Source organism: Winogradskyella psychrotolerans (assembly GCF_018860565.1).
GTDB classification, from domain to species: Bacteria; Bacteroidota; Bacteroidia; order Flavobacteriales; family Flavobacteriaceae; genus Winogradskyella; species Winogradskyella damuponensis.
Window position 1 is genome coordinate 277,457 of the sequence record NZ_JAHKPS010000018.1, and the last position, 15,194, is coordinate 292,650.

The 15,194-nt window shown below is 31.6% G+C and carries 12 protein-coding genes; 5 read left to right on the plus strand and 7 right to left on the minus strand.

Annotated features, from left to right (window positions below; all coding sequences use genetic code 11):
* Window positions 1-6: 6 nt before the first annotated feature.
* Both KO504_RS07800 and KO504_RS07805 read right to left on the minus strand, forming a co-directional pair.
* Window positions 7-1,236, minus strand: coding sequence for a DUF3999 family protein (locus KO504_RS07800; protein WP_215925767.1), 1,230 nt, complete (start codon window positions 1,234-1,236; stop codon window positions 7-9).
* Window positions 1,220-3,592, minus strand: a complete 2,373-nt coding sequence (locus KO504_RS07805; RefSeq protein ID WP_215925768.1) for a DUF2339 domain-containing protein — start codon at window positions 3,590-3,592, stop codon at window positions 1,220-1,222. The genes KO504_RS07800 and KO504_RS07805 overlap by 17 nt, the downstream gene beginning before the upstream one ends.
* Before the next feature lie 427 nt (window positions 3,593-4,019).
* On the opposite strand from KO504_RS07805, the gene fumC reads away from it, so the two are divergent.
* From fumC to hutI, 3 genes are all read left to right on the plus strand, one after another.
* The gene (gene fumC, locus KO504_RS07810) at window positions 4,020-5,417 is read left to right on the plus strand and encodes a class II fumarate hydratase (protein WP_215925769.1); all 1,398 of its coding nucleotides are present in this window, start codon (window positions 4,020-4,022) and stop codon (window positions 5,415-5,417) included.
* 77 nt (window positions 5,418-5,494) lie between these two features.
* Complete coding sequence (locus KO504_RS07815) at window positions 5,495-6,916, plus strand: T9SS type A sorting domain-containing protein (protein ID WP_215925770.1); 1,422 nt, start codon at window positions 5,495-5,497, stop codon at window positions 6,914-6,916.
* Between the two features lie 98 nt (window positions 6,917-7,014).
* Window positions 7,015-8,250: an imidazolonepropionase gene (gene hutI, locus KO504_RS07820; RefSeq protein ID WP_215925771.1), complete on the plus strand. Its 1,236-nt coding sequence runs from the start codon at window positions 7,015-7,017 to the stop codon at window positions 8,248-8,250.
* A 61-nt stretch (window positions 8,251-8,311) separates the two neighbouring features.
* Here the strand turns inward: hutI and KO504_RS07825 are convergent, their stop codons facing one another.
* A complete protein-coding gene (locus tag KO504_RS07825; RefSeq protein ID WP_215925772.1) occupies window positions 8,312-9,199 on the minus strand; it encodes a chromosome partitioning protein ParA in 888 nt (295 codons plus the stop codon).
* A 113-nt stretch (window positions 9,200-9,312) separates the two neighbouring features.
* On the opposite strand from KO504_RS07825, the gene KO504_RS07830 reads away from it, so the two are divergent.
* Window positions 9,313-10,332 carry a formimidoylglutamase gene (locus KO504_RS07830; RefSeq protein WP_215925773.1) on the plus strand — a complete coding sequence of 340 codons (1,020 nt, stop codon included), beginning with the start codon at window positions 9,313-9,315 and terminating at the stop codon, window positions 10,330-10,332.
* Window positions 10,322-10,786, plus strand: a complete 465-nt coding sequence (locus KO504_RS07835) for a GNAT family N-acetyltransferase (RefSeq protein ID WP_215925774.1) — start codon at window positions 10,322-10,324, stop codon at window positions 10,784-10,786. The genes KO504_RS07830 and KO504_RS07835 overlap by 11 nt, the downstream gene beginning before the upstream one ends.
* A 5-nt stretch (window positions 10,787-10,791) precedes the next feature.
* On the opposite strand, the gene KO504_RS07840 is transcribed toward KO504_RS07835, so the two are convergent.
* The 4 genes from KO504_RS07840 to KO504_RS07855 form a co-directional block, all read right to left on the minus strand.
* On the minus strand, window positions 10,792-12,486 hold the full coding sequence (locus tag KO504_RS07840) for a hypothetical protein (RefSeq protein ID WP_215925775.1): 1,695 nt from the start codon (window positions 12,484-12,486) through the stop codon (window positions 10,792-10,794).
* Window positions 12,487-12,599: 113 nt separating this feature from the next.
* On the minus strand, window positions 12,600-13,127 hold the full coding sequence (locus KO504_RS07845) for a hypothetical protein (protein WP_252723643.1): 528 nt from the start codon (window positions 13,125-13,127) through the stop codon (window positions 12,600-12,602).
* A gap of 40 nt (window positions 13,128-13,167) precedes the next feature.
* Entirely contained in the window at window positions 13,168-14,403 is a 1,236-nt protein-coding gene (locus KO504_RS07850) for a DUF6638 family protein (RefSeq protein ID WP_215925776.1), read from the minus strand.
* Between the two features lie 143 nt (window positions 14,404-14,546).
* Window positions 14,547-15,134: an NUDIX domain-containing protein gene (locus tag KO504_RS07855; protein WP_252723644.1), complete on the minus strand. Its 588-nt coding sequence runs from the start codon at window positions 15,132-15,134 to the stop codon at window positions 14,547-14,549.
* Between the last annotated feature and the right edge of the window lie 60 nt (window positions 15,135-15,194).

The window sequence follows — 15,194 nt, forward strand, 5'->3', positions numbered from 1 at the left end:
AAAACACTAGCTCTTCTTTAACATTCTTAAAGTAAAACCTCCTAACAACAACATCACAACACCTATAATTCCCCAAAGCCAATAACTATTTTCAAATAATGGCTTTACTTTTTCTTGTTTAGGTTTTACAATTAATTCCTCTGCTCCTATTGTTAAAGTTTTTAAATCTTTTGGTACTTTGGTTTCAAACCTATTAATATCATAGACTGGCTGGCTAGCAGAAGGATTTCCATAAACCAACATATAATCTGCAGACTCTGTAAATCTTCCTATCATTTGAAATTCATAACCTTTTACAGAAACACCAGCAATTGATAGTGGTTGATTATTATCATTATAAATGGTTACTCTTAAATGCTTAGCAATTGTATTAGGAAGTTTAAACAGATTAACCTCTAAAGAGTTTAATGTACCACTAGCTACTGTTTTATAATCATATTTCCACCCTTTTTCAATTTTTACACTGTCTCTTCTATATTCAATTTTTACAGGTCTGTAATAATCAAATGTATTGCTAACATCAATATTTAATTGACTTAATGCAACAGGCTGCTTTAGTTCTAAATTTACAATAGTTGCTTTCTGCTCTTTATCATCTATTGTTTCTAACTTTTTTATGCTATAATTAATAGAAGTACCTTCAGTAGTTTCGTATTTAGAAAGTTGTGCAGAATTTAATTGTGGCTGCTCATCATGCTTTACAATAAGTCTATAAAAACGAAATTTAGAATTTGGAAATTCTAGCTTTGTAAATTTAAAGTTTGTCGATTTATTTTTAATAGACATAATTCTATAATCTTCTAGTATAGTAAACCATTCTTGCTGATTTTGACTGCCTTGCAACTCTACTTTCCAATCAAAATTATGCTCATTAAAATCTAAACTAATTTGATTGATGACCACTTCTGAATGCAACTGAAATGTAAAATAATAGCCTTTATCGCCTTTGGTTTTATTAATAATATCAAAAGAACTAGATCTATGCATTATTCTCTCTGACAATACTTTAAGATAATAAGGAGCTTCAATAGTGTCATTTTTAGTAACTCCATAAATTCTAAGATCTGAAAAATCTGATTTCAAACTTCCAAAAACAGCTTCTGGTATAATTAATTGATGCCATTCGTTAGTAACCTCATTAAGAGCTCGTTTATAATTATACGTTTCCATTTGAGCCGAACAAAAAGTTGTAAATCCAATAAATAAACCTATAAATAACTTATTCGTTAACGTCATCTGTAATCTGGTTTTTGTATTTGTTATATAAAAATGAAATAATTAAAAGTAGTACACCTAGTGACACAAACACTATAGTTTTTGAAATGGTATTAAGATGTACAATATCGTAAAAGAAGAGTTTTATTAAGGTAATTCCAAAGAAAGCCATACCTCCAATTCGTAAATAAATTTTATTTTTCCAAATTCCAAAAGCAATTAATAAAAACGAATAAACTCCCCAAAGTATACTTAAGCCTAGTTTATATGATTGCGTAGATTCAAACATATTCATCCAATGAATAAGCTCACTACTTAGCACCCAAATAAGAGACACATGAAGTAAAATATCGTATGCCATTTTATAGCCTTTGGTTATACCCTCACGCTTTATAAACCTATAACATGTATATAATGCTAAGGCCAAGAATATAAACGACACATATCTAATCCATAAATAAAAACTGTTTTGCGCAAAATATTCTGAAGGATTTAAATAACTTTCTCTTAAGTCACTTAACGCTAATAAACCTTGTGTTAAGAAAATAAATATACTCACCACTGTTAAGCCTAAAATGATTTTCTCTAATATTTTATTTTTTATAAGCTTAAAATTAATAAAAGCTAACAACGCTACAAATACTAAAGAATAATTAAGAATCCAGATGGTCTTAAAATCTCTTAAATCATAATTAAAGATGGGCTCTTTATAATTACCCTCAGTAGTAATCAATAAATCTGTAGTATGATATAATTGATCCCAATACATTTCAATTTCTAACCTAAAGGCATAATAAGCACTAAACACCAATATTGAAGGAATTACATAAGACAACAAACGGTACCAAATTGAAGTTGGTTTTAATGCAGAAGTATATTCCTTATTTATAGATAACCAAACAATAACTCCAAATGCTGAAACAAATAACAACGATGTTAAAAAATGAATATTAAAAATTGAGGTCACTTTATTTTCTATGTCAATTCCATAAAATGAATCATACGCATAAGACCAATCTTGTAGAATACTTAAAAATGCTAGAAACATTAATGGATACGATAATTTTTCGTAAACCTTAATACCTTTTGTTCTTCCTAACCAAAATAGTAAGGCTGCTTCACTTACCCATAAAAGCGTTACCCAATTGCCATTTAACTGAACCGGAATTGTAATTGTAATAAATACTAAAACCATTGCAGAAGCTAAATAAAACAAGTTTTTATCTCCCAGTTTTTTCTTGTAAAATATGACACTAACAATAAAATGAATAACAGCATTACCAAGCGTAAACACCCCTAAAAGTTGTGAGCCAATGCTATTACGATCTAGAATAGCATAGCCAAATCCAAAAAACAAAAAGGAATTAAACAGTAATAATACAACATCACTCTTTTTAAACACCTCTCTTTTAAGCATCTTATAGGCTAAAAATGTGATGTAGAAAATAACAAAAAATAAGCTCAGAAAAACTAAAGCTAAACTAAACTGTTCGACTTCGTAATATTCAAAAAAGAACCAAGTCCCGAAAATTAGCCATGTAAATATAAAGGCTGAATAGTATAATGATTTCCAATATTTCTTAAATGAAAGCACTAATATGCCAATATTAATTATAGCCATATAACCAAACAGAACTTCAACTTGCCCAGAACCATCACTCAATAAAAACGGAACTGCATACGCACCAACTAAACCAATATGTGCAATCACTTGTTTATTGTAACTTGTAGCTGCAACGACTGTAAATGCGGTAAAAACCACCATGAGCGCAAACGTAAATAGTTGCGGAATAAGATCATAAAAGCTATAAGCAAAAAAGGTGATAAAATACAAAATAACGATAGAACCACTTACCAAAACTGCGCTGTAAGATTCGTATTTCTTTTTAAGTTTTATTCCAAAAGCAAGTAAACCAATAGCTGTTAGATAACCTAAAACAATTCGTGTTAGCGGACTTATTAAATCATTTTCAATGGAGTATTTTGCACCAATAGCAACACCAATAATTGTGATAATAATTCCTATTTTATTCAGAATGTTTTCACCTATAAACTTTTCTAAACTCGATTTTGATTTTGGTGTATCATAAGAAACTTTTGGTGCTTCTTGTTCAATAAATTCTGTTGTATGTTTTGTTTCTAAAACAGAATCTGATTCTAACACCAAAGGCTTATCAACCTCATTATCAAGTTTAATCTCAGGTTCTAATTCTACCGCTTTCTCAACTTCAATTTGTTTTTCTGTAGTTGCATCAGATTTTAAGCGATACAATTCTTCTTTAAGACTATTAATCTCTGAAGAAAACTCAGCTTGCTTTTTAAAAAGCAATTCTAATTTTTCAATTAGCTTATTAATAAGTTCCTGATTTGTTGCCATATACTATTGATTTGGATATCTTCTCAAGTAAAAAAGACTAGGCTAAAATAGTTTTAAAAAACTGAACGGTCAACTTTGTGCATTGAAGTTCTGTTTTTACCATATTATATAGTTGTCATATATTACTTGTGCTTCATCTATAAAACCTACTCCTTTTCTTTTTAAAAATATTGAACGTAGCTAGACTAAAATCAACATTTATTTCCCCTTCTTACACAACACTCATTAAATTGAAAACAATGGAGAGTTATATTTTTAATGATGATTTAGGATATCATAAGACCATTAAAATAGAATTGATAAAATGTTTTATAAGCAATAAAACTTATTAACTATTTAAATAAAAAGCTGTTCAAATAAAACCATACATTATATCCTATAAAACTCATAAAACCTTTAATTTTGTAATGCAATAAATACAATACACATGAATTACAGAATAGAAAAAGACACCATGGGCGAGGTAAAAGTGCCTGCAGACAAACTTTGGGGAGCACAAACAGAACGTTCTCGCAACAACTTTAAAATTGGAGCATCTGCATCTATGCCTTTAGAAATAGTACATGGCTTTGCTTATTTAAAAAAAGCAGCGGCATATACAAACTGTGAGCTAGAAGTATTATCTAAAGAAAAGCGTGATTTAATTGCTCAAGTTTGTGATGAAATTTTAGACAACAAGCACAACGATCAGTTTCCTTTAGTTATTTGGCAAACAGGTTCTGGTACACAAAGCAACATGAATGTTAATGAAGTTATTGCTAACAGAGCACATCAAATTGTCGGAAAAGTTATTGGTGAAGGCGAGAAAACAATTCAGCCTAACGATGATGTAAACAAATCGCAATCCTCTAACGATACCTTTCCAACAGGAATGCATATTGCCGCCTACAAGAAAGTGGTAGAAACTACAATTCCTGGAGTGATTCAATTACGTAATACACTACATAAAAAAGCTCAAGAATTTAAAACGGTTGTAAAGATTGGTCGTACACACCTAATGGATGCAACTCCTTTAACTTTAGGACAAGAGTTTTCTGGTTATGTATCGCAATTGGACCATGGTCTTAAAGCTTTGGAAGCTACTTTGGCACACCTTAGCGAATTAGCATTAGGCGGAACAGCAGTAGGAACAGGACTAAACACACCAGAAGGATACGATGTTTTAGTTGCTAAATACATTGCCGAATTTACAGGTTTACCTTTTGTAACAGCTGACAATAAATTTGAGGCTTTAGCAGCACATGATGCCATTGTAGAAACTCATGGAGCGTTAAAATTACTAGCCGTTTCTTTAAATAAAATAGCCAATGATATTAGAATGATGGCTTCTGGTCCTCGTTCTGGAATTGGTGAAATTATAATTCCGGCAAACGAACCAGGAAGTTCTATTATGCCAGGAAAAGTAAACCCAACACAATGCGAAGCCTTAACAATGGTTTGTGCCCAAGTTATGGGTAACGATGTTGCTATTTCTGTTGGTGGTACACAAGGACATTATGAACTAAATGTGTTTAAACCAATGATGGCTGCAAATATTTTACAATCTGCACAATTAATAGGAGATGCTTGTGTGAGTTTTGAGGAACACTGTGCTAGTGGCATTGAACCCAACCACCAAGTCATTAAAGAATTATTAAACAACTCCTTAATGCTAGTGACGGCCTTAAATACAAAAATTGGCTATTACAAAGCTGCTGAAATTGCAAATACAGCACATAAAAACGGAACTACATTAAAAGAGGAAGCTGTAAATTTAGGTTACGTTTCTGCCGAAGATTATGACGAATGGGTAAAACCAGAAAATATGGTAGGAAGCCTAAAATAACGTTAAAGTGTAAATTATTATCGACAAAATGCATCTACTACGAAATAATTTATATATTAGCACAAACTAAAATCATTATGAAAACAACATTACTAGGCTTATTATCAGCATTTTGTATTACTATAACCGCAAATGCTCAAACTGATTGGGCACCAAAAACAACAATTGATAATGCTACAGGAGACACTCCTTACGCTATTGACTCAGGTCTAATGGATAATGATGGTAACATCGATATTTTAATAGGTACAGAAGCCGATAACATAATAGTATGGTATAAAGGTAACGGTGACGGTACGTTTTCAAAACAAGCTGAAATTACCAACACACTAATAAATCTTGGAAGTATTAAATTAGCTGACCTAAACAATGACACTCATATGGATATTTTGGCTGCTGGATACGGAAACTATACGGGTTCTATAGGCTCTGATTCAAAAATTGTTTGGTTTCAAGGAGATGGTACTGGATCTTTTGGTGCAGAGCAACTGATAACCGATGCTTATGATGGCATGAGTGGTATCTTTGTTGGTAATATTAATGCAGGAACAACTCCTGATATTGCTCTAACGTCTAATGCTGATAACCAAGTCGTATGGCTTTCTAATGATGGATCTGGCAACTTTACAGTTGGTGGCACAATAGATAACACATTGTCTGGACCTGGAGTTGTTAATATGAAAGATATTGATAACGATGGAGATTTAGATGCTTTAATAGGAACAACAAATTACGCTGGAGATGTTTTAGAAATTTTTAGAAACGACTTAATTCCAGGAGGTGCAGTTGCATTTACAAAAGATGCCACATCTGTTGCTACTGGAAAAGCAGGCCTTTTTTATGTCTCTTTTGAAGATTTAGACGGAGATGCAAACTTAGATATCTTAGCTACTGAGATTTCTTATGGAAGTGGCCCTACTGGTCATTTATACTGGTACGAAGATAATGGTGCTGGTTTTACTGAAACAACATTTACGACCTCTACAAACAACCCTTCAATGGCTCAAGCTAAAGATTTAGATAATGACGGATTAGTTGATATTATATTAAGTAGTGGTGCGCTAGGAGATGTTATTGATTTGGTGTGGTTTAAAAATAATGGTGATGGCACTTTTGGTCCTGAACAAATTATAAACGATACACAATCTCAAGTTTATGTATTTACTGTTGCAGATTTTGATGGTGATTTGGATTTAGACATTGCAAGTAATGCTTATGGTGCAGACAATCTAAATTATATTGAAAACCTTTATGAAACATTAAGTGTTGCAGATTTTGATGCAACTTCAATAAAGATTTTTCCTAATCCTACAAAAGATGTTTTAACCTTTGAAGGTTTTAATGAAACTATTAAAATTTCAGTTTTTGATATTTTAGGAAAGCAAGTATTAGAACAAACATTAAATTATGGAGAAACACTTAACGTATCTCAATTAGTAAGTGGTCTATACACCATTAAGTTTAATAATAAATTTGCTTTAAAATTTATAAAAGAATAAGAAATTCGACATTATAAAATCTAAAAACGCTAGTAAATTACTTCTAGCGTTTTTTTTTGTTCAAAAAAATAGCAATCTTTACAAAAATACCAATCCATATGTCTATCCTAATTACCAACATTAAACAATTATTACAAGTTCACGACTCTAACGTTACTATTGTAAAAGGTGATGCTATGAAAAATTTACCTGTTATAGAAAATGCGTATGTCTATATAGACCACGATACTATTATTGAATATGGTAAAATGGAAGACTACAGGCCTATTGAAGCAGATACTGTTATAGATGCCACGGGAAAAATTGTGCTACCATCTTGGTGCGATTCTCATACCCATGTTGTTTATGCAGGTGATAGAACATCTGAATTTGTAGATAGAATTAACGGATTGTCTTATGCTGAAATAGCTAACAAAGGTGGAGGAATTCTAAATTCTGCAAAGAAACTTCAAGACACTTCTGAAGACGATTTATTTGAACAATCAATAAAGCGATTAAATGAACTTATAGCCATGGGTTCTGGTGCTGTAGAAATTAAAACAGGCTATGGTTTAACCACTGAAGCTGAACTGAAAATGCTACGTGTTATTAAGCGAATTAAACAAGAAAGCTTAGCCAAAATTATACCTACACTATTAGCTGCACATGCTATTCCTGAAGAATTCAAATCTAAAAAACAAGACTATATTAAATACATCACAGAAGAGTTAATCCCACAAGCTGCTAAACTAAATATTACACATTATGTCGATGTATTTTGTGAAGAAGGTTACTTTGACATTAAAGACACTGAAGCTATTTTAGAAGCTGGAAAAAAATACAATTTAAGACCAAAAATACACGTCAATCAATTTAATATTTTAGGTGGCATAGCACTTGGAGTTAAACACAATGCACTTTCTGTAGATCATTTAGAAGAATTAAACGATGACGATATTAAAGCTTTAAAAGGAAGTGATACCATTTCAGTTGCTTTACCTGGTTGCTCCTACTTTATAAGTATTCCTTACACTCCAGCTAGAAAAATTATTGACGCAGGTTTACCATTAGCCATTGCTACAGATTACAATCCTGGTACTGCTCCTAGTGGAAACATGAACTTTGTTGTTAGTGCTGCTTGTGTAAAACTAAAACTAACTCCAGAAGAAGCAATAAATGCAGCAACTATAAATGGTGCTTATGCTATGGGAATTAGTAATATGTACGGCAGTATCACGAGAGGAAAAAAGGCAAACCTTATTATTACAAAACCTATGAATCATTATAGCGAAATACCTTATGCTTTCGCGCACGATCCTATAGAACAGGTCATCATAAACGGTCAATTGTTATAACAAAAAAATCCAAAAGCGTACTTTTGGATTTTCTTACTATTAATTAGTCAATATTCATCTCTTACTTCATTGTAAACTCTGAAGAGGAAATTAATTCTTTATCGTTAAATACATTAATCTTATAACGTCCTTTTTCAAACTTAGAGTCTTCTAATTCATTGATGTATTCACAAATATTTAAGTTTCTATTCTCGTAGTTAAATCTACTAATTAAGCTGTAGTTTAACACTTGATCTTCAAACTCAATTTGGTCGTTAGAACCTAGTACATTATTTTTTGGATCAATTACTTGTATATACAATTCCTTATCTCCTGCCTCAGCTAAGGTATTTTTAGCGACTGTAAAACATACTTTAAGTTTATCACTTCTACTCGCTCGTTCAGTTGGAATTTGCTTTCCGCTTCTTCTTTCTATCACACCCAATCCTACTAGACCTACTGTTTGCAATGCTGCAGCATCTCTAACAACTGTAGCTAATTCTGTGTTTTGTACCAAAAGTGAATCTGTAAACATCGTACGTTCGGCTAATTGAACATTTGTACTATCTAACGATGTTGCTAAATATTCATTTTCAACTTTTAAACGGTCATTTTCAGTTAACAAAATATCCATTTCCTCCTGTAAGGCTAGATATTTCTTTTTGTACCTCCATAAGCTACCAACACTATTTTGAGAAATTTTTAAAGAATCCATTAAACCTTGAATACGCTCTCTAGCAGCAATGATTTCTTCATTTTTTATTTCACTTTCAGCAATCGCTTCGTCATAATCTTTAGCCATATTACTAAGATCATTCATTACTTGTTGCTTTTCGCTAACTAATAATTTTTCGTTCTCTTGCTTTTCATTGTAAAGCTTAGATGTATAAAATGCAGTACCTAAGAATAATACCGCAAGTATAACTAAGCCAACTTTTAATCCTGTGTTTGATTTTTGTGCACCTTCCATAAACTGTTTGGTTTTAAGTATTGTTAAATCTAATTTTTTTAATTGTTAATTTGAGATCAAAGTAATTAAATAAATCTGTACTTTTATTCTAAATATATTAATTTTTTACCCAAATGGAACATCTTACCTTATTTACAGAAAAAGAACAACAACAGCTTTTAAAGAAACGTACAGGTGAAACAAAATTTGGAGAACATGTTCAGTTAACTACTAACCTCACTAACATATACGACGCTATTGTTAATTTAGATGTTGACTTTGTTTTATTTGGAATAAAAGAAGACATAGGCGTTTACGGAAACCTCGGACAAACAGGCACTTATAAGGCTTGGGAAGCCACTCTAAAAGTTTTGTTAAATGTCCAGAGTAATAGTTTTACACAAGCAAAACGTGTTTTAATATTAGGACATTTAGAGTATTCTGACAAACGTGAAGAACTACTAACATTAAATACCTCTAAAAAGAAAAATCTAAATAAAATCCGAAAATACACAGAAACCATTGATAAAGATGTGACTCATATAGTTTCTTCAATTATTAAAGCTGGGAAAATTCCAATAATAATAGGTGGAGGTCACAACAATGCTTATGGAAATATAAAAGGTTCTGCTTTAGCTAATAAGAAAAGAATCAATGTGATTAATTTTGATGCACATTCTGACTTTAGAGCTGAAGAAGGGAGACATAGTGGTAACGGTTTTAGCTATGCTTATGCTGAAGGATTCTTAAAAAATTATTTTGTATTTGGTCTTCACGAAAACTATACTTCTGATACCTTACTCAAAACCATGAAGAAAGTAAAATCTATTAAATATAACACTTACGAAGCTATTGAAGTTAGAAAAGAACTCGATTTTAATTCAGAAATGAAAAATGCATTAACCCATGTTTCTGAAAAACCTTTTGGCATTGAAATAGATTGTGATGCCATTAAAAACATACCTAGTAGTGCTATGACTCCCAGCGGATTTAGTGTAAAAAAAGCAAGACGATTTGTTAATTACTTTGGTAAGCATGAAAATGCTACATATTTACATATCTGTGAAGCCGCACCTACTCAAAAAACAGAAACTAAAGTTGGCAAATTAATAACTTACCTAATTACAGATTTTATTAGAGCTCATGGAAATTAAAATTATAGATTTTCATGCCAAGTATACCCAAAACTTCTACGATTTAAATATTGAATGGTTAAAAGCCTTCTTTTATGTTGAAGATTATGATGAGGACGTTTTAAGTCAACCAGAAAAATACATCATTAGTAAAGGTGGTTTTATTTTTTTAGCTATAAAAAATGACAACGTTGTTGGAACTGTTGCTTTAATGCCAACTGAGGAAACAGGCCTTTTAGAATTAACTAAAATGGCTGTATGTCCAGAACAACGCGGTAAAAAAATTGGGCAACGTCTATTACAGCACTGTATTGATTTTGGAAAAGCACAAAACCTAAACGGGCTACTACTCTACTCTAGCAGAAAATTAGAAAACGCTATTTATTTATATCGAAAATATGGATTTGAAGAATTACAATTAGAACGTAATTCGCCTTATGTTCGTTCCGATATTAAGATGTTATTAAAGTTATAAGACTATTAATTCCCAACCGCCTTTAAAGAATCGATTTGACGCTGTAATCTATCAATAGCATCTGTATTATCTTCTACTTTTGGAATACGCATTAAAGAATCCATTTCGCGTTCCATAATATCTTCATCTTTGGGCTGTTCGTTGTAATAATAGCCAATACCTTCACTGGCTCTCCAAGCTTCATTTAACTGATTATACACTTCCTCATCCCAAGTACTTGGATGTTTTACATCTATCCAAATCACATCTCTGTATTCGCTATCAATTAAAACCAAATCTGGTGTAGCAGAACCATCAAATTGCTGAGCATCTGAAGAACTAATAGAAGATATAGTTCCTAAGAAAAACATACGCTTTCTACCTGCAATGTCTTTAATATAAGGTCTAAACTCTACTGGTGTACTCGCATTCCAATCGTATTCTTTTCGAGATTCTTTTACTTTTAAAGGCATTGCAGAAACACCTGCATAACCTTGTTTTTTGGTTGCATGATCATAGTAATACATTTTATCCGTTCCATCTGCCGGAATAAAAACACTATAGCTTAAACTGGTTCGTTCATCTCCTACAGGCTCTAATCCAAACCAATGGTATAAGCCACTGTATGCATCAGAGTTTGAGCCTGCAAAATCAAAATCAGTAACATAAGGTTGTTGGTTTTGGTCTTTTGGCATTATTGGAATTTTTACAGCCGTTTCCATATTCCAAGGTAATGGATCACTAAAACCACCTAAAAACTTTAACGACTCTGCTTGCAACTGTGATACCTTTTCTGCTAAGGTGTTTTGTTTATTTAAAAACGGATAATTTTTAATATTATCTGGACTCACAAATGTGCCTTTTCCAATGGTAATACGCTCTATATAATCATTAATATCGTGCTCACCACTATCTATAATCATCACACCACCAAAACTGGGATATGGAAAAAAGAAACCTTTCCATTTTATTAAACTCACCACTTCTACCCAATTACCATCATCATTTTTCATGTAAAACGTATCACTTGGTTCATAATTAAATAACATCCAAGGATTAAAACGTTGTACAACAGCATTGTATGTGTTACGACTAAATTTTAAAGATTCTCCAATTGAAAACGTTACCGAAATACGATTTTCGTTAGAAAAACGAGGAAATGGAGTTGTACTACTCACAGCAAATACTTCTTCTGTGTTATCACTTATTTGCTGCATTACATACTTCTCACTTGGCTGAATAGCCATAGTCCATTTATTTTGATCATCTACTCTAACCAAATGCGGTAAAGACACATCTTTAGTTTCTCCAACACTTTCGTTGGCCATAGAAAAGATGTTTCTTAAGGGTTGGATACGTTCGTTTTGTGTTAATGGTAGTTCGTTAATTTCTACTTTATTAAGATTATTAAACACATTATAGGTTTTCATGTAGTCGTACATTTTATAATGCCAACCAACACCATATAGCAATCCAAAAAAGACAATTAGTAATGCTAAAATTCCTAAACGACTACCAACATGAGCAGAGTTTCTAAATTTACGCAAACCAAAATATAAAACTAAGCCACTAACTAATATGACGAAAATATACTTTCTTAGAAATAGCAAAACAGGTTGGTAATCGTCTCTAAAAAAGAACAATAAAATTAATAATAGCAACACTACGAAAATGGTGATTCGTTTTTGTTTACCTCCTTTATTCCAATATGATTTTATCATAGTATCAATTTCTCATTGCGAAGCCAACTTGTTTATTAACTGTAGCAATCTGTTTGTTTTATAATTATTAAGTCATGTTATGTAAAGCACTTAAACTTCATAACGCATTTCAACTACATTAGACCCTTATCTTTCAATCGGTCACGTGCACTTGTTTTTTCAACTTCAGGTTTAGATTTAATTTCTTGTTTCACTTCTGTTTCAACCTTAGCATCTTTTGATTCCAAATCATGAATAAAATCTTTTCCTTTTTCAACAGTATCCTTAACAGCATCTAAAAGCGAATCACTTTTTTCGTCAATAACCTCTGATGATTTAAATACAAAATTAGCCAAATACGTCCCTAATAAGGTACCAAAAATACTAGATGCGAATAATGATATGGTTGCTAAATCAATAGGAATTACAAATCTAACGACAACAATTCCAACTAAAAAAAGCACTCCAATATAAACCAAACGCATTAAAAAAGACTGCTGATATAGAAACCCTTTTGTACTACTTTTAGGCATCTGTAGCTCTTTAGAGTAAAATATCTTATTAAAAAAACGGTATACTTTGTTACTTTTAGATTCGCGCCAATACAATACAATTCCAAACAGTATGGCTGCAATAAAAACTATTATTTCGAGTGACATCATAATCTATGTTTTGGTTTCTTATAAAATTAGTCTAATTATATTAAATATTGTTACGAATACGCTCAATTACCCAATCCTTAAAAGAATCGTCCCAAGTGTCGTAATTTTTATAAAACTGTTCTTTATCATACCAATACAAGAATAACACATCCATTGGAGCAATATTAATTAACAGTTTATGAATTAAATCACGATGCTCTGACGACAACGACGAATGTGGCTGATGCAACGCAAAATATAAATCTTGATCTACGATATCTTCAATTTTATAAGCATTACTGCGTTCTAATTTTTCAAGATACAGTTCAACGCTCATTACTTGCTTCCTCGCATTGATATCAATTTTATTCAAATAACTTTTAAATAACACTTTATCATTCAAAATTGCTGCAATTGGGTGTTCTGTATCTTTTAAAAATTGTGCTAATTCGTATTTCTTAATTCTGTCGTAATTTGGTGTTTTTACAATCTGTTCTAAATCACATTCTATAATAATATGATCCTTTAATTTAGCAACTAATTCCGGTTGCGAGATATGATAAATTAGCACATCGTGAATGGTATCCTTTATGGCTTCTTTATAAAATTCTTTGCTTTCAAAAACAACAATTGGTTTTATAAAATCTCGAAGCAAATACACACCATCAAAAGCTCTTGTATAAAATGAGCCTGTTGTATATTGTAATGGTCCTAAGCTTAAATCTCTGCCTCTTAAATCGCCATAAGTTGTAGCAGAATTTAATAATAGCTGGTGAATATCTTCATCTATAAAATTATTACCCAGCCTAAACCTATCTACTAATCTTAATTGCTCCTTTTGCTTTTCTTCGAGATGATCAATTAAACGGAAAGTAATATTAACTTTGTCATACTTTAAGATATCTAAAGGTTCATAAAACACATCGATGTCTTGATCAAAATCAATACAGATAGCAGAATCTCTAGTAATATCATTGATTTTCTGGCCATGTGTTCTAAACACATGTTGCATCATATCTTTATCAAACGAATGAAAAGGTAAATACACAGGTTTTCCTTTTTGCAATGGAGAAATAATAATACCATGCGGATTTGCATCACCATGATTAAGGTAATGCATATTATTCATTTCTTCAGCAACTTCAGGACTCCAGCCAATACCATCTATAAAAAAAGAGGTCAATGTTGTTTCTTTAAACCCTAGAGTTTTTAAGCATTTATTGTAACGTTCTACTAATTTTCCACTGATGGGAATAAGTTCGCTTCTGTATAAATTTGCTTGTTTTAGTTTTTGCATCTTGTTGCCGCAAATGCGGTAATCTAAATTTTTCTTTTATTCTTTTTTGACATGAATTTTACTAATTCTCACTAATTCTAGTAATAATGTACAGTATTCAAATATATCAAAACTCTATATTTTATTTCAAATCAGGTTCCTATCTATACAGGAATTAATAATTCATTAATCTGAGCGTATTGCAATAACATAATCGTTTTTGCATCTATAATTTCTTCGTTTTTTACCAATTCTATAGCTTTAGAAAACGGAAGTTCTAAAATTTCAATATCTTCATCTTCGCTTTCTAATCCTCCACCCTTACTTACTTTCATGGATTCATTATATTCTGCAATAAATAAGAACATTTTTTCTGTTAAAGCACCTGGCGATGTATAAGCTGTAAGAACTTGCTGAGCATTGCTTATTTTATAACCTACCTCTTCTTCTGTTTCCCTAATTATGGTTTCTAAAGGCTTATCATTATTATCTATGGCACCTGCACAGGCCTCAATAGACATACCTTCATTTTTATTGTTTTCATAAGCTGGCATACGGAATTGTTTCGTTAGAATCACCGTTTGTTTTTTTACATTATACAGTAATATAGCAGCACCATTACCACGATTGTAACATTCGCGAGATAAACGTTTCCATTCTCCATTTTTAAATTGATAATCGTAATCAATTCTATCTAGTCTTGCCCATTCTTTAGAAAGGGTTGTTTTAGTTATGTTTTTTAGGTTGTCCATATTTTTACAAAACATTCTACTTTATGTCATTGCCAAGTTAACTTCTTTGTTAACTGCGGC